The organism is Pseudomonas sp. TS_SC_3 (assembly GCF_056156225.1).
This window is the reverse complement of sequence record NZ_CM149586.1, coordinates 1,286,196-1,302,828: the sequence shown is the minus strand read 5'-3', so window position 1 is coordinate 1,302,828 and position 16,633 is coordinate 1,286,196. Positions and strand designations below refer to the sequence as shown.

General features: G+C 60.4%; 11 protein-coding genes and 3 pseudogenes. 5 read left to right on the top strand and 9 right to left on the bottom strand.

Translation table 11 applies throughout. The annotated features are described in order from the left end of the window. Positions 1–13: 13 nt before the first annotated feature. The 3 genes and pseudogenes from AC0J6G_RS06360 to AC0J6G_RS06350 form a co-directional block, all read right to left on the bottom strand. Entirely contained in the window at positions 14–727 is a 714-nt protein-coding gene (locus AC0J6G_RS06360) for a methyl-accepting chemotaxis protein (protein ID WP_475253627.1), read from the bottom strand. A 141-nt stretch (positions 728–868) separates the two neighbouring features. Further along, positions 869–1,801: pseudogene (locus AC0J6G_RS06355) on the bottom strand (methyl-accepting chemotaxis protein); the annotation flags it as partial. Positions 1,802–2,229: 428 nt separating this feature from the next. Beyond that, complete coding sequence (locus AC0J6G_RS06350; RefSeq protein WP_475252308.1) at positions 2,230–3,420, bottom strand: GGDEF domain-containing protein; 1,191 nt, start codon at positions 3,418–3,420, stop codon at positions 2,230–2,232. Positions 3,421–3,804: 384 nt separating this feature from the next. On the opposite strand from AC0J6G_RS06350, the gene ccoG reads away from it, so the two are divergent. The 5 genes and pseudogenes from ccoG (at position 3,805) to AC0J6G_RS06325 (ending at position 9,897) form a co-directional block, all read left to right on the top strand. After that, positions 3,805–5,220, top strand: coding sequence for a cytochrome c oxidase accessory protein CcoG (gene ccoG, locus AC0J6G_RS06345; protein ID WP_475252306.1), 1,416 nt, complete (start codon positions 3,805–3,807; stop codon positions 5,218–5,220). Between the two features lie 64 nt (positions 5,221–5,284). Then, positions 5,285–6,694, top strand: coding sequence for a GntR family transcriptional regulator MpaR (gene mapR, locus AC0J6G_RS06340; protein ID WP_475252304.1), 1,410 nt, complete (start codon positions 5,285–5,287; stop codon positions 6,692–6,694). Positions 6,695–7,043: 349 nt separating this feature from the next. Beyond that, a pseudogene (locus AC0J6G_RS06335) lies at positions 7,044–7,559 on the top strand (MCP four helix bundle domain-containing protein); the annotation flags it as partial. A gap of 240 nt (positions 7,560–7,799) precedes the next feature. Then, positions 7,800–8,681, top strand: coding sequence for a methyl-accepting chemotaxis protein (locus AC0J6G_RS06330; protein ID WP_475253625.1), 882 nt, complete (start codon positions 7,800–7,802; stop codon positions 8,679–8,681). A gap of 154 nt (positions 8,682–8,835) precedes the next feature. After that, positions 8,836–9,897 (top strand): metal-dependent hydrolase, encoded by a 1,062-nt coding sequence (locus AC0J6G_RS06325; protein ID WP_475252302.1) that lies wholly within the window; start codon positions 8,836–8,838, stop codon positions 9,895–9,897. A gap of 11 nt (positions 9,898–9,908) precedes the next feature. On the opposite strand, the gene AC0J6G_RS06320 is transcribed toward AC0J6G_RS06325, so the two are convergent. The 6 genes and pseudogenes from AC0J6G_RS06320 to AC0J6G_RS06295 form a co-directional block, all read right to left on the bottom strand. Continuing rightward, positions 9,909–10,622, bottom strand: a complete 714-nt coding sequence (locus AC0J6G_RS06320; protein ID WP_475253623.1) for a methyl-accepting chemotaxis protein — start codon at positions 10,620–10,622, stop codon at positions 9,909–9,911. Between the two features lie 144 nt (positions 10,623–10,766). Continuing rightward, positions 10,767–10,925 (bottom strand): annotated as a pseudogene (locus AC0J6G_RS06315) (HAMP domain-containing protein); the annotation flags it as partial. Between the two features lie 1,383 nt (positions 10,926–12,308). Next, the gene (locus AC0J6G_RS06310) at positions 12,309–13,769 is read right to left on the bottom strand and encodes a sodium-dependent transporter (RefSeq protein WP_475252300.1); all 1,461 of its coding nucleotides are present in this window, start codon (positions 13,767–13,769) and stop codon (positions 12,309–12,311) included. A gap of 81 nt (positions 13,770–13,850) precedes the next feature. Continuing rightward, positions 13,851–14,510 (bottom strand): maleylacetoacetate isomerase, encoded by a 660-nt coding sequence (maiA, locus tag AC0J6G_RS06305; RefSeq protein WP_475252298.1) that lies wholly within the window; start codon positions 14,508–14,510, stop codon positions 13,851–13,853. Further along, entirely contained in the window at positions 14,500–15,483 is a 984-nt protein-coding gene (locus AC0J6G_RS06300; RefSeq protein ID WP_475252296.1) for a fumarylacetoacetate hydrolase family protein, read from the bottom strand. The genes maiA and AC0J6G_RS06300 overlap by 11 nt, the downstream gene beginning before the upstream one ends. Further along, positions 15,483–16,622 carry a homogentisate 1,2-dioxygenase gene (locus tag AC0J6G_RS06295; RefSeq protein WP_475252294.1) on the bottom strand — a complete coding sequence of 380 codons (1,140 nt, stop codon included), beginning with the start codon at positions 16,620–16,622 and terminating at the stop codon, positions 15,483–15,485. The genes AC0J6G_RS06300 and AC0J6G_RS06295 overlap by 1 nt, the downstream gene beginning before the upstream one ends. Positions 16,623–16,633: the final 11 nt, after the last annotated feature.

The window sequence follows — 16,633 nt, the reverse complement described above, 5'->3', positions numbered from 1 at the left end:
GCATGGCTAGCGCCTACACGCGGAAACGACTGACCAGCGCCTGCAACTGACTGCCCAAGCGCGCCAACTCTGCACTGGAGGCCGCGGTCTCGTTACTGGCCGTAGCGGTTTGCTCAGAAATGTCGCGCACGCTGAGGATACTGCGGCTGATTTCCTCGGCCACAGCACTTTGCTCTTCGGCGGCTGCCGCAATTTGCTGGTTCATCGACTGGATGCTGGACACCGCCTGGGTAATGTTGCCCAGCGAGTTGCCGGCCTTGCGCGTCAACTCAACGCTGCTATCGGTGAGGCTGCAACTGCTGCGCATCGCTGCAGCCACCTGTTTGGTGCCGTTCTGCAGGCCAGCGATCAGCGCTTCGATTTCCTCAGTGGACTTCTGCGTGCGCTGAGCCAGACCGCGCACTTCGTCGGCGACCACGGCAAAACCACGTCCAGCCTCACCAGCGCGCGCCGCCTCAATAGCCGCATTGAGCGCCAGCAGGTTGGTCTGCTCGGCTACCGCCTTGATCACGTCCATCACACTGCCGATCTTGTTGCTCTCCTGCTGCAGGCCGTTCATGGCCTCGCTGGAACGGCTGACCTCGGTGGCCAAACGCTCGATCTGCGCGATCACCTCGCCCACCACCTGATCACCCAGGCGTGCCTGACCGTCCGCCTCGTTGGCAGCCTGCGAAGCTTGTTCGGCGTTGCGCGCCACTTCCTGCACGGTGGCCGACATTTCATGCATGGCGGTGGCCACTTGGTCAGTCTCACTTTTTTGGCTGTTGGCCCCCGCGCGGGTATGCTCGGTCACGGCAGACAGCTCCTCGGCGGCACTGGCAATCTGGCCTACGCCATCGCGGATGCCGCCAATCAGCTCACGCAAAGTCGTGGCCATATGCTGGATGCCCTGCTGCAATTGGCCCATTTCATCGCGCCGGTCGACCTGCACGCTGGCGGTCAGGTCGCCTTCGGCAATGCGCTGCACCGCATACAGGGTGTCCTGCAACGGGCGGGTGATCTGCCGGGTGATGATCCAGGCAGCCAGTACGCCGAAGAGCATCGCCAACAAGGTGGTGCCGATCTGCAGGTTGCGTGCTTGCTCGCTCTCGATGGCCATGCGATCAATTTGGAACTGATACAGCGTGTCGCTGATACGCACAATTTCACCCTGTTGCGCAGTCATTTCTTGGCGCGTACGGGCGATGTCGGCGGTGGCGAGCTTGAACGCCTGCAGCGTCTCCTGGTATTGGCCCAGTGCGCCGGCAATACGGCGCAGCGCATCCTGCTGAGCGAAGCCAAAAGCCTGCTGCAGAGGCTCTAAGCTGGCGTTGGCTGCGGCAATGCCGGCCACCAATGCCTGCTCACGCTGTGCATCAGGGGCGCTGTCGTAGCGCTCAAGCAAATAACGCAGGCGCAGCAGTTCAGCTTCAGTGCGCGTCAGCGCCTGCAACTGGGCGAAACGGTCGCCATCGTCCTCGGGCAACGACTCAACGCTGCGCTGCATGGTGCCCAACAGCTCGCTGAGCTGCTGCGTCTCGTCCGCCACTTCGCGCCGTGCGGCGTCGGCAGCAGCATAGGCAACACGCATGCCGGCCAGCGAACGCTGATACGCCTGGTTATAGCCGTCCTGCTCCTGCAGCAATTCGACGTTGACCGGGTTGGTAAAGCTGCCAAGCAGCTTTTGTTGCTGCTGCAAATAGGCCGCGAGATTATTCAGTACACGCTCGCTGCTGGGGGCATCGCCCTTGGCCAGCATAAATTGCAAACGGGCAATGCGCAGATTGGTCAGCGTGGTGTTGAGCTGAGTGATCTCGCTCATCCAGGCGCTGCGCTGGATCACGCTGCCCAGGCCCGTCCAGGCGCCCCATGCGAGGGCGAGCGTCAGGGCCAGCACCAGGCCGAAGCCAAGGGCCAGCTTGCGGGTAACGCTTAGGTTGGCAAACCAGGTGTTCATACGAATTCTCCAACTGTTACTAAAACAGGCTGTTCGGGTTTCGCTGGAGAATTGTTGTTGTGGAAGCCAGCACAAGGCTTGTGCTGACGTTCTAACACGCGAATGCGACACATATTGATGGCGCCTTGGCGCTCAAACAAATTCGCAGAATCGCAATAGATTCAAAAGCCTGGGAGATACGCTGGATGAAACAATCAATGCCTTACAACGTGTGGAACGAGCAACTGGAAAACAATGAGTCAGTAGTCTGGTCTGCCAGTCACTAGATGGCATGGATTTAAATTCAAACCACTCTACAGGTCGTGTATGGCCTGCTCCCCCCTCTGCGCATACGCCAACTCAACCCGGTTGCGCCCTGCCGTCTTGCCTCGGTATAGCGCGGCATCTGCCTGCTGTAAAAACTCGCCAAACGTCTGCGCGCTGGTGAAATGATCCGAGACTCCAATGGTTGCTGTGCAACGGATTAACTGGCTGTTGCTGGAGCCAGGTACTTCGCTGTATTCAATTGCCGCCCGTGTCCGTTCTGCAAGTTGCGCGGCGCCAACACTGCCAGTATCCAGAGCGATAATCACGAATTCCTCACCGCCCAGCCTGCAGACTAGATCGCCCTGCCGGGCGGTGGCCTTGAGGACTTCGGCAACGTGGCAAAGGACAAGATCGCCGACATTGTGACCATGGGTATCATTAATAAGTTTGAAGTGGTCGATGTCGACGATCAGCAGGTACGCAGGCCCGGCAGTGCGTGAGCGGAAGTGCGCGTCCATTGCATCCATCAGCCCACGTCGGTTCAGCAGCCTGGTGAGCGGGTCATGTGCGGCCAAGGTACGCAGTTCATCCGTAAGACGGCGCAGCACCAACCAAACCGCGCAAGGTGGTAGTACGGTCGCCAGGAAGGACATGTAGATATAAAAGACCTTCTGGAAACTGCTGCTCATATCGAGCGCCGCCATTCCGCCATCGACAATCAACACAAACTTCGCGGCATTGAGGATGCAGATGCCGCCGATCAGCACGGCAAACACGATCATTTCAACGCTCAGGTCCCTGGCAAAACTTCGCCTGCCATAAAGCACTGCCACTGTCATGCCCAAAAAAAGCAATGCGCACATGGCTGCCAATAATGCATGACGGGCCGCGTCCCCGAGCAATAATTGCACCAGTACCTGCACCACCGAGTAGATAAGAGCCAAAACGAGCAGTGGACGCAAAACCGGAGTTGTCCGATCAAAAAAGCGCATGGCGCCCAAGACATACGCAACAGGAGCGCTGAGGGTCAGCGTATGGTTGACGACACTCATGAAGCCCCAACTCGAGGGGCCGCCGAACAATTGAAGAATATAAGCGAGCCCAAGCAGAAGATTACCGAGCGCCAAAACCTCCATGCCCATCTTCTTGCCATTCAGCCGGGTGCTGATCAGCAGGAACATCACGCAAAAGCAGAGTAGGTGCACGCAGAGCATGCCAAGAATAACGGTGGTGGTCATAGGCGCCGCGTATATAGAAAAATCGCAATAGCGGAGAAATACAAAGGGCTAGCAAAACCACACGTTTGCTGGGATCCCTCAGTACTCCCTAGATGTTTGGTATGGCTATTTAACACTAGTGCTGGTGCTTGCCATAGCCACAATAGCTTTGTGTCTCCAGCCTGATGTTTCAAAGCGACAGACTTATATCAGTAGCGTAACGATTGAGGCAGCACAGGTTCATAGCCAGTATCCGCGTTGCCCCCAAAGTTCTGACAATGACTCGCCGCCATTACCACTGCCCTGACTATCTGATCCGCTTTTTATTGGAAAACCTGAGTCTGTTATCGGATCAGTCTCGCCGGCATCATTCGTATCGCCTGATAAAGCCCGACGAGGCCCGTAATGAGCGAACGTATCCCCGCGCAGATTATCGATACCATCGACCCGCGCAGCCCCATCCGCCTAACCCCTGCGCAAGCGGGTGGCCCGATTCACACCCGCAGCTTCAGCGGCCGTTTTCGTAACCTGCGCCTGTACGGTGCAGGCCTGCTGTTTCTGATTTTCTTTGGCACGGCCTGGCTCGATTGGGACGGTCGCCAAGCCGTGCTGTGGAACCTGGCTGAACACCGTTACTACATCTTCGGCGCAACCTTCTGGCCGCAGGATTTCACCCTGCTCTCGGCGCTGCTGATCATTGCCGCCTTTGGCCTGTTCACCATCACCGTGGTGGCCGGACGGGTGTGGTGCGGTTACACCTGCCCACAAAGTGTGTGGACCTGGGTCTTTATGTGGGCCGAGAAGGTCACCGAGGGCGAGCGCAATCAGCGCATCAAGCTCGATGCTGCGCCCTGGTCACTGAACAAGCTGGCGCGGCGCAGCGCCAAGCACACGATCTGGCTCGGCGTTAGCCTGCTGACGGCGCTGACTTTTATTGGCTATTTCACCCCAATCCGCGAATTAACCCGCGACCTGCTGCACCTGCAACTGGATGGCGGCACGCTGGTGTGGGTGCTGTTTTTTATGGCCGCCACCTACCTTAATGCCGGCTGGCTGCGCGAAAAAGTCTGCGTGCACATGTGCCCGTATTCGCGCTTTCAAAGTGCGATGTTTGACGATGACACCCTGCTGGTCGCCTACGACGCCAAGCGCGGTGAAGGCCGAGGCCCACGCAAGAAGGATAGCGACCACAAGGCCGAGGGCCTGGGCGATTGCATAGACTGCACTATGTGCGTGCAGGTGTGCCCCACCGGGATCGACATCCGTGATGGCCTGCAGATTGACTGCATCAGCTGCGGCGCCTGTATTGATGCCTGCGACGCGGTGATGGACAAAATGGGCTACGCCAAAGGCCTGGTCGGCTATCACTCCGAACGAGAACTGCAAGGCGGCAAAACCCACTGGCTACGGCCTCGGTTAATTGGCTATGGCATCGCGCTGGTGCTGATGTTCGCCGCCTTTGCCTGGGCCTTGAGCGCGCGCTCGATGCTGTCCATTGATTCGGCCAAAGACCGCAGCATGTTCCGCGAGAACCAGCTGGGGCAGATTGAGAACACCTACCTGCTCAAGGTCATTAACAAAACCCAGCAGCCGCAGCGCTATGGCCTGACGTTGATCGACAGCCCCGGCCTGCGCCTGGATGCCCCGCCGCAGCTGCAGTTAAACCCAGGGGAAATTCTCGATGTGCCGGTAACCCTGGTGCTGGAGAGTGAAACGGCCAACACCAGCACGATGCCGGTGAGCTTTGTGATTCATAACCTGGCCGATACCAGCGAGCAGGCGCAAACGCAGAGCATTTTTCTCTCGCCGCACGGGCGCTGACAGTCGCATGGCCCCGCAAGTCCCCGTAAAGTGCGGTCATCTCCTGGCCGCACCGATGGACACGATGAAACGCTACGAGAAATTCGCCGACCAGATTGCCGAACTGATTCGCACCGGAGTGCTCGCCCCAGGTGAGCGTGTGCCTTCGGTGCGTCACGCCAGCCGCACCTACGGGGTCAGCCCGTCCACGGTGTTCCAGGCTTATTACCTGCTGGAAGACCGTGGCCTGATTCAGGCACGCGCGCGCTCCGGCTATTTTGTGCGCGAGCTGGCGCAGCATTCACTGGCCGAGCCGGAGACCAGCCAGCAGCCGACGCAAACCACTGACGTGGATGTCAGCGAGCTGGTGTTTTCCGTGCTGGCTTCATTAAAAAACCCCGACACGGTGCCGTTTGGCTCGGCGTTCCCCAGCCCGCAGCTGTTTCCCTTGCCGCGCCTGGCCCGCTCCATGGCGCACAGCGTGCGCGATATGCAGCCGCAGGCAGTGATCGCCGATATGACCGAAGGCAACCCCAACCTGCGCCGGCAGATTGCCCTGCGTTATATGGTCAGCGGCGTGATGCTGCCCCTGGAAGAGCTGGTGATTACCAGCGGCGCCATGGAGGCACTCAATCTGTGCCTGCAATGCGTAACTCAGCCGGGCGATCTGGTAGCCATCGAAGCCCCGGCCTTCTACGCCACGCTGCAGGTGCTGGAACGCCTGAAACTCAAGGCCGTGGAAATCCCGGTCCACCCGCGTGAAGGTATTGATCTCGACCTGCTGGCCGAGCGCCTAGACGGCCTGCCGATCAAAGCCTGCTGGTTTATGAGCAGCCTGCAAAACCCGCTCGGCGCAAGCATGAGCGACAGCAAGAAAGAGGCGCTGTATCAGTTACTGCAGCGCCATCAGGTGCCATTGATTGAGGACGACGTATATGCCGAGCTGTATTACGGCAGCCAACCGCCAAAACCGGTAAAGAGTTTTGACCGTGACGGTTTGGTGATGCACTGCGGCTCGTTCTCCAAGTGCCTGGCGCCTGGCTATCGGGTCGGCTGGGTGGCGGGCGGGCGCTATGCCGAACAGATCAGTCGGCTGAAACTGATGACCACCATTTCGCCCTCCGTCCCTGCGCAAGCCGCATTGGCCGATTACCTGCAACACGGTGGTTATGATCGCCACCTGCGCAAACTCCGTCATGCTCTGGAAGCACAACAGGCGTCGATGCTGGCTTCGGCCGCGCGGCACTTCCCGGCCAGCACCAAGGTCACCCGCCCCAGTGGTGGCTACTTTCTCTGGTTTGAATTCCCTGAACAGGTCGATGCGCTGCGCCTGTTCCAACTGGCGCTGGCCCAAGGCATCAGCCTGGCACCGGGGCCTATCTTTTCGGCCGCGCGGCGCTTTGGCAATTGTGCCCGCCTCAACTACGGCCACCCTTGGGATGCGCAGAGTGAAGAAGGCATGATCGTGCTCGGACGCATCCTCAACTCCTTCTAACCCCACCCGCCGCCCGTTTGAAGGGCTGCAGTGCTCCAGCCTCAGCCGCCGCGCAACTTGTACAACCGCTGTACAGGTGGCGTTGTGCCTCGTGCCCCTCACCCAAGCGCTCCATTCCATCACCCACAAACAGCCAACAGCCGAAATTACAGGGTTACGGAACGCCTGCCCGGGTGTTGGTTGTGCGACTTAAAAGCGACGACGAACCGGAGTCGGCCCTAAAACATAATTGTACAAAACTAAAACAGTGTATAAGATTTGCACAAGCTAACCCGACTCGCTCGCGTAGCCCTCGTTTTCTAATCGCAACACGCTGTCGCCGCCCAACAGGGCAAGAGGAATTGATCTCATGCAATCACAACTGAGCATCGCACAACGCCTGAGCCTTGGATTTGGGCTCATTCTGTCGCTGATGGTGCTGATTACGCTCATTGGTGTGATGCGCGTGGGCTTTATCGATCAAACCCTTACGGCGGTGAGTGAAGGCGCAGCGCTTAAACAGCGCTATGCAATCAACTTCCGTGGCAGCGTGCATGACCGTGCCATCGCCATCCGTGATGCCGTGCTGGTCGACAACGCCCCCGCCTTAGACCTGCAACTGGCAAATATTCAACGGCTCAGGGACTTTTACCAGGCGTCGGCTAAGTCCATGAACAGTTTGCTGGATGAACAGGCGGCAACCGCCACCGAGCAACGTTTGCTAGATGATATCCAGGCAATTGAACGCAGTACCCTGACCTTGACCGAGCAGCTGATCAGCCTTCGCCGTACAGGCGATACGGATGCTGCTAAAGCCCTGCTGATGGCACAGACCTCGCCGGCTTATGGCGAATGGCTCAAGCGTATCAACGCGTTTATCGACCACCAGGAAGAGGTCATCAGCCGTGATCTTGGCGAGGTGCGTGACGTAGCGGGCGGTTTCCGTCTGCTGATTCTGCTGGTAACTGCCGCCGCTGTGCTGCTGAGCATTGGGGTGTCGCTGCTTATCATCAACAAGCTGAAATCCACTTTTGGTGCCGAGCCCTACGAAGTTGCCCAGGTGATTCAGCGCCTGGCCAATGGCGAGCTTAACCAGCACATTGAAACGCGCTACCCGAACAGCGTCATGGCTGACCTGAAGAACATGGTCAAACACCTGGCCGAAACCATTGCCCAAGTGCGCAGTGCCGCCAGCGAGCTGACCTTGGCCTCCGAGCAGCTGCTGACCACCTCTGACAGCAACAACCAGCAAATCCGCCTGCAGTCCAGCGAAGCTGAGCAAATGGCCACCGCGATTAACCAGATGGCGGCCACCGTCAATGAAGTGGCCAACTATGCCGCCAGCGCTGCATCTGCCACCCGCACTGCTGACAATGAAGTGGCCACCGGTAACCACGTCGTCAGCGCCACCGCCAGCGCTATTCAGAACCTGGCACGCACCTTGGAGAGCGCGGCTGAAAGCGTGCAACAGGTGTCTACGGACAGCGAGAGCATCGAGAAAATCATCGAGGTTATTACCGCCATCGCCGAACAAACCAACCTGCTCGCGCTCAACGCCGCCATTGAGGCCGCGCGGGCTGGCGAGCATGGCCGTGGCTTTGCCGTGGTGGCCGATGAGGTGCGCTCACTGGCAACACGCACCCAAGACTCCACCCGGGAAATTCGCGGCATGATCGGCAAACTGCAGGAAGGTGCCGGCAAAGCCGCCGAGGTGATGCGTAACAGTCGCCAGCTGGCCCAACAAACGGTCGAGCAAACCGGCCAGGCCGAAACAGCGCTGAACAAGATCCGCAGCGAAGTCACCGCCATCAACGAAATGAACGCGCAGATCGCCAGCGCCTCGGAAGAACAGAGCGCGGTGGCCGAAGAGGTTAACCAGAACATCAACCGCATCCACAGCGCCACCCTGGAAACCTCTGCCGGCTCCGAGCAGGTCGCCGCTTCCAGTCGCGAACTGGCCACCTTGGCCAATCGTCTGACCAACAAAGTGAGCTTCTTCAAGCTGTAAGAAGTACCTGTAAGCGCTGTATCCGGCGCTTGCAGGCCCGTTGCACACAGGCCAACGGGCTGCGCCAATTGAAATCTTTGCTTGAACATTAGCCGCAGCCAGCGGCCTGCGGCTCGGTTAACTTAGCCGTTTGTTAAGCCCGAGACTGATCGCAATGGACTCAATAACCCAAGCCGTACTGGGCGCCAGCATTCAAGGCGCCCTGCTCGGTCGCTGGCAAGGACGCAAGGCGCTGCTGTACGGCGCCATACTCGGCACCCTGCCGGACTTGGATGTGGCGATTGATTACGGCGACGCCGTGGCTGATATGACCTTCCACCGTGGCTTCAGCCATTCGCTGTTTGTACTTACCGGTGTGGCATTCCTGCTCACCTGGCTGACCCGACGGTTCAGGCACAACCCTGGTTACTCGGCGCAGCGCTTGTTTCTAACCGTCTGGCTGGTGCTGATGACCCACCCGTTGCTAGACGCCTTCACCAGTTACGGCACGCAGTTGTTCTGGCCATTCATGCCGACGCCCACGGCCTGGTCGAGCATTTTTATCATTGACCCGCTGTACAGCCTGCCGCTGCTTGTGGCGGTGGCCTTGGGTATGTTTTTCGGCCTACGTGACCGGGCGGCCAAGGCACCCGCCGTGGCCCTGCTGCTGTCGAGCCTGTACCTGGCGTTTACTCTGGGCGGTAAGCACATGGCCGAACAACGGGTTGAAACCGAGCTGGCCCGCCAAGGCATCGACGCGCAGCAATTGTTCAGCACGCCAACGCCCTTCAATAGCCTGCTGTGGCGAGTGATCGTGCTGGATGGCGAGGACTACCATGAAACCCTGGTCAGCTGGTTCGACGATGCGCCGCCGACGCTGGAGCGCATCCCGCGAGGCACGCACCTGGCCGCGGCGCTCGCCGACTCGTCGGCACACGCGCGCCTAGCCTGGTTCACCAACGGCGTACTGCGTTACGACCAATTGGGCGACGAGCTGGTGGTCACTGACATACGCCTGGGTATGACCGGCTTTCACCCGTTCCGCTTTGCCTTTGCCGCGCGCGAAAACGGCCAGTGGCGGGTACATGACAACATCCAGCGTCTTGCAGCAGAGCGCGGCGACCTGACACGCCTACAACTGCTGTGGGCACGTACCTGGCAGCCGGATGTGCAAGTACCGCTTCTGGCTTGGGCCAATGAATTGCGTAAGCCGCCATTGGCCAGCAGCGTGCAGTAACAGCGCGCTGATCAGCTGCGAAACTGCGCCACCAGCCCCTGCAGCTCAACGCCCAGGCGCGCCAGCTCGGCACTGGAGGCTGCAGTTTGCTGGCTGGCGCTGGCACTCTGCTCGCCGATATCGCGCACCCGCGTCACGCTTTCGCTGATGGTTTCCGCCACCGCGCTCTGCTCTTCCGCAGCGGCGGCGATCTGCTGATTCATCTGCTCGATGGTGCTCACCGCCTGGGTGATACGGCCCAGGGCGGCGCCAGCTTCACCGGCCAACGTGACGGTGCGCTGGGTCAGAGTGCGGCTGCTGTCCATTTTCTCCACCGCGCCTTTGGCTAAGTGTTGCAGGCTGGCAATCAGCCCCTCGATTTCTTCGGTGGAATCCTGCGCGCGCTTGGCCAAGGCGCGCACTTCATCGGCCACCACGGCAAAACCACGGCCCTGCTCGCCCGCCCGCGCGGCTTCAATGGCGGCGTTGAGCGCGAGCAAGTTGGTCTGTTCAGCAACGTTGCGAATCACCTCCAACACGCCACCAATCCGCGCGCTTTCTTGATTCAGCGCGGTAATGGCCTCGGCAGACGCCTCCACTTCAGTGGCCAGGTGGCCGATCTGGCTGACCGCCTGTTGCACCACGCGATTGCCTTGCTGCGCTTCCTGATCAGCGATGCAGGCCGCCAAGGAAGCCTGCTCGGCGTTCTGCGCCACCTCCTGCACCGTCGCGGCCATTTCATGCATGGCGGTGGCGGTCTGTTCGGTCTCCATCTTCTGGTTCTGCACGCCGGCGCTGGTTTGCGCGGTAATCGCCGACAGCTGCTCAGCAGCAGCGGCAATCTGGCTGACGCCACCGCCAATGCGCCCGACCAGGGTGCGCAGGCTCACGCTCATTATTTGCATGGCGGCCATCAACTGGCCTGGTTCGTCGCGGCGATCCTGCGGCAAATCGTGGGTCAGGTCGCCCGCAGCAATGCGCTGGGCAAACAGCACGGTCTGCTGCAAGGGCGCGACAATCAGGCGGGAAATAATCAGCGCTGCCAGCATGCCAATAATGATCGCCGCAACGCCCATAGCACCCAGCAACAGCATGGCCTGGCGGCTGTCCGCGGTCATGGCCTGTTCTTCTTGGGCTTTGGCCTCCTCCACCAAGGCCAGCACGGCCTGAGCACGCTCCACCATGGCCGCCTCGCTCTGCTGGCTCTGCCCGCGTACCTGCTGGTAATTGGTGAAGGCTTGCTGGTACAGGGTCAGCGCTTTCAGGGCGGCTTCGATGGCACCTTTCTGCCCATCATCCAGCCAAACCATCAGGCTGCGCGCGACGGTTTGCAGGTCGTCGCTGATATAGGTCCACTCTTCCAGCGCGTCGGCCGAACCATCGATGATGAACTGGCTCTCGTGGCCTCGCAGATCGAGCATGCGTTTGCTCAAGCCCGAAGCCGTTTCCGCCAGGGTCAACGGGTCGCTGCCGCGCAGCTTGTCGCCGGCAAGGCGCAACTCACGCACGGCGTCGTACATGTCCAGCTCGATCACATCAAACTGATCACGCGCTTCGCCGGCAGCCTCACGCATTTGCGTGCGCGCCGCACGGGCATTGTTCTGCTGCTCGACAAAGCTGTCGAACTGGCGGCGATAGTCGTCGATGGCCTGCTGCATGCTTTGCAGGCGCGCCTGATCGGCACTGGGCGCAGCCTTCAGTTGCTGAGCGACAGCGGCACCGACCCGGTCCAGCTGTTCGTGCACCTGGGCGGCGGCTTCGCTGGTTTGCCGCAGGGCGAAATCACGCTCGGCACGGCGCGCCTGCAACACCTGGGCATCGATGGCCGACAGGCCACTGGTTCTGGCGTATCCGTCCAACACCGCTTGCACCGCTAAAAAGCCACTGCCGGTAACGGCCACCGTGAGCAGCAGCACCAGGCCGAAGCCACACATAAGCTTTTTACCGACAGACAGATCGGCGAACAGGCGAGCGGCAGAAGAGGACATGGCGACAACTCCGTTTTTATTATCGTGCGCAGTGTGGCGGCGCGATGGCGGCCCAGGCATGCACATGAGCGACTGGTGGCAGTTTAGCTGCGCTTTATTGCAACCCTTGCGCCAGAGGTCTGATCGGGGCTCAGGTAACAGCGCCAAGGCCTACAACAGAGGCGTTGGCGGCTACTGTGCAAGATAAAACCGCAGGCCACATGCGGCGTATAACCCGGTTTATCGGCAGGTTTCCGCTGATGCTTTATCCAGAGTGGCGAGTTATCGCCGGAAATAACGCGCCAAGGTTATGGCGAACTGACCCGCAGGGCTAAAAAGCCTGCAGCAATATCCAACGCGCTACCGCGACAGCCTGAACAGTCGCCGTTTGCGGCTGCGAACATAAAAAAGGCGCACGGCTTTTGCCCGTGCGCCCTTCTCGACTACCGCTCAGCTGTGGCGTGATTAACGCCCGGCAAGCGCCGGCACAACCCGTGGCCGCAACACTTCACCGAGCACCGCCAGCAGGCCGATGGCGCCGGCAATCCAGTACCACTGGCCGATCGGATCAAACATCAACCAGCCCAGGGCGTGCAGGAACACCACCATGATCAGCACCGGGCTGACATAGCGCACCATAAACAGCCACAGGGCGTAGCCCAGCGGCGGCAGGCCCAACTCATCGCGCATGATTTCGCTGCGCAGGGCGTAACCGGCCAGCAGCACCATAAAGATCCCGCCCAGCGGCATCATCCAGCGAGAGGTCAGGTAATCCAGCCAATCGAAGAAGTTCTTGCCCAGCGGCGTCCAACCGGCCAACAGGTTGAACGAGAGCATCGCCAACAGGCTGATCACCAGCAGCACTGCACCGGATGCAGCGGCAGCCTTGAAGCGGCTGATGGCGTACTTCTCGTTGAGGTAGGCTACCGTGGCTTCGATCATGGAAATCGCCGAAGTCAACGCAGCAATCGACACCATGGCGAAGAACAGCACGCCGAAAGCGGTGCCAAATGGCATTTGCTGGAAGGCCAGCGGCAGGCTCATAAAGATCAGCCCAGGTCCGGCGCTCGGGCTCATGCCGTTGGCGAAGATGATGGGGAAGATCGCCAAACCGGCCAGCAACGCCACACAAGTGTCGCAAATAGCCACGACAAAGGTGGTACGCGCCACCGACTGACCATCCGGCAGGTAGGAGCCGTAAGTCAGAATCGCCCCGGAGGCCAGGCTCAGGGTAAAGAACGCATGACCCAGAGCGGCCAACAGCGCTTCACCGGTGATTTTCGAGGCGTCGAAGGTAAACAGGAAGTCAAAGCCTGCGCTAAAGCCACCGCTGGTAAAGGCATAGCCCACCAGAATCAGCAGCAATACGGCCAGGCCCGGCATCATCCAGCGCACGGCATTCTCGATGCCTTTCTGCACGCCCTTGGCGACGATCCACAGGGTCAGCAGCGCGACCAATACGCTCCAGCCGCCGAGCTGCCAGGGGTTGGCGTTATGCGCCTCGAACACCGCGCCGAGCGCCTCAACGCTGGTTGCGGCCAAAGAACCGTCGAGCATTTTCACCGTGTAGGCAAAGGCCCAACCGGCGACCACCACGTAGAAGCACAGGATCATAAACCCGGCGAGCATGGCCATGCCGCCCACCGCCCTCCACAACGGACTGCCGCCACTCTCCTTGACCACCCGGCTGATCGCATCAATGGGGCTGCCACGGCCGCGGCGGCCAATAGCAATTTCGGTCATCATCACCGGGATACCGATGGCCAGGATGCAGGCCAGGTACATCAGTACAAACGCACCACCGCCGTACTCGCCGGTGATATAGGGAAATTTCCAGATATTGCCCAGGCCCACAGCGGAGCCGGTTGCAGCAAGGATGAAGCCCCAGCGCGAAAGCCAGAGGTTTTTGGGTTTTTCACGAGTCATGCGTCACCTGTTTGTTTTTATCTGTGACGAAATAGAACCCGCAGCGCTTGTGGCGCGGCGGAGTGGCAAGGCTGGTCCGCCTTAAACGGCGTCCGATTGCACCTCCGGAACTGCTTGCGCAAAGGCTTCGAAGGTTTCACAGCGCGCCGCCATGGCGAGGATGCGCGGGTACGCATCAAGGTCACAGTTAAAACGGCGCGCATTATACAGCTGTGGCACCAGACAGGCTTCCAGATATCCGGGCCGTTCGCCGAGCGACAGGCGATCATTGAATACCGCCAGCCCAGCTTCGACCGCAGTCAGGCCCTTGTGCAGCCAGTGCTGATACCAGGCGTCCTTGGCCGCCTCGCCCACCCCCAGCTCGCCGCTCAGGTACTGCAGCACCCGCAGGTTGTTCAGCGGATGCAGATCACAGGCGATATGCAGCGACAGGGCACGCACCTGAGCACGCTGCGCCGGATCGCTGGGCAGCAGCGCCGGCGTCGGAAACACCTCGTCGAGGTATTCGAGAATCGCCAACGACTGGGCGATACGCACCCCGCCGTTGCACTTGTCCACCAGCAGCGGCAGCAGCGCTTGCGGATTCAGCGCCTGATACTCTGCCGAGTGCTGCTGACCGCCGTCCTTGACCAGGTGCACCGGCACTTGCTGGTAGGCCAGGCCCTTGAGGTTCAGCGCGATACGCACCCGGTAGGCCGCGCTGGAGCGCCAGTAGCCGTAGAGCGTCAACTCAGTGTTCATAGCGCTCTACCGCCTGGTCGATCGCGCCGAACAGGCTATGGCCGGCGGCGTCGAACATCTCGATGCGCACGCGGTCACCGAACTTGAGGAACGGGGTTTTCGCCTCGCCGCTCTCGATGATTTCCAGCATGCGCTTCTCTGCCAGGCAGGAAGAACCGGCGCTGCGGTCGTAGTTGGACACGGTGCCAGAACCGATGATAGTGCCGCAGCCCAGCGGCCGAGTCTTGGCGGCGTGAGCGACCAGGGTCGGGAAGTTAAAGGTCATGTCCACGCCGGCATCCGGTTGGCCGAACAGCGCGCCGTTGATATGAGAGACCAGCGGCCGATGCACCTTGCCATCGCGCCAGGTGTCGCCCAGCTCATCCGGGGTAATCGCCACCGGCGAGAAACTCGACGACGGCTTGCTCTGGTAGAAGCCAAAGCCCTTGGCCAGCTCACCGGGAATCAAATTACGCAGCGACACATCGTTGACCAGCATCAGTAACTGGATATGCCCGGCGGCCTCGGCAGCGGTCGCGCCCATTGGCACGTCATCGGTGATCACCGCGATCTCGGCTTCCAGGTCGATACCCCAGGCTTCATCGGCCATCTGAATCGGGCTGTGCGGCGGGATAAAGGAGTCGGCACCGCCCTGGTACATCAGCGGGTCATGCCAGAAGCTTTCCGGAATTTCGGCGCCGCGCGCCTTGCGCACCAACTCCACATGATTGACGTAGGCGCTGCCGTCGGCCCAGTGATAGGCGCGCGGCAACGGGCTGTGGCAGGCGGCTTGATCGAAGGCAAATGCGCCCTCTTCCAGGCCATCGTTCAAACGCTGATACACCGCTTCCAGCTTGGGCTTGGCCACCGTCCAGTTATCCAGCGCGGCTTGCAGGGTAACGGCAATCGCCGAGACTTCAATGGCGCGGCGGAGGTCGCGCGACACCACGACGAGTACACCGTCGCGGCCTTGCTTCAGTGATGCGAGTTTCATCAGGATTCCTTGCCCGGCGCACGCCAGGAATTCACATATTCGGGAACATCTACACCGGCGGCGGCTTCGCCGACTTCCAGGGCGCGACGGGTATCGATCATCACCGCCACTTCATCGATAAAGGTCGCCGGTTCGGTCTGCGCCTTCTTCAGCGCCTTAGGATGCGGGCCGTGGGGGAAGCCGCACGGGTGCAGGGTGACCATGCCCTGCTCGATATTGTCGCGGCTGAAGAAGTTGCCACGGTGGTAAAACAGCACTTCGTCGTAGTCGTCGTTGTTGTGATAGAACGGCACCTTCAGCGCGCCGGGGTCGCTTTCCACTGGGCGCGGGGTAAAGGTGCAGATCACAAAACCGTTGGCCACGAAGGTGGTGTGCGCCGAGGGCGGCAGGTGATAACGGTGGCTCATCAATGGGCGGATATCGCGCCAGTTGAGGCGCACCACGGTGTTGTCGCCATGCCAGCCGACCACATCCAACGGGTTGTAGGGATAGGTCACGGTGCTGATCTGGCCGCGCCGCTTGATGCGAATCTGCCAGGTGTTCTCGTCCTGCTGGGCTTTGAAGGCGTCATCGATACGCGGATGATCGAGCACCGCCGGATCGAAGATCGCCTGCGGCCCAAGCAGGCCCTTGTCTGGCAGCTGATAGGCGCCATCGGTACTCTCGATCAGCAGCATAAAGGTCGGTTCGCTGGCCTCAATACGCCAGGCGGTGCCGCGCGGTATCAGCAGGTAATCGCCGTCGCGGTAGGTCAGGTGACCGAAGTCGCAGTAGAAGTGCCCGGCTCCCTCATGGATAAACAGCAGGTCATCGCCATCGGCGTTGCGTACCAGATGGTGCATGGCGCCGTGAGTTTTCCACACGCGCAGCTTCACATCGCTGTTATGCAGGGTCAGCGGCGCGGCCAGCGGGCAGTCGCGCTCGCTGGGAATATCATTGAAGTTGAACGCATGCGGGCGCAGCGGCCCCTGCCAGTCGATCCAACCAGTCGGCGGATGCTTATGATGCAGGTGCGCCGTCGGCCCGAAAAAGCCTTCGCGGCCCATCTCGCGTTCGTAGGTGCCTTCGGGAAAGTCGCAGTGCGCCTGACGCGAACACTCGCCTTCACGCAGGGGAAAACTGATCCAGTTACGGCTCATAACAGAACTCC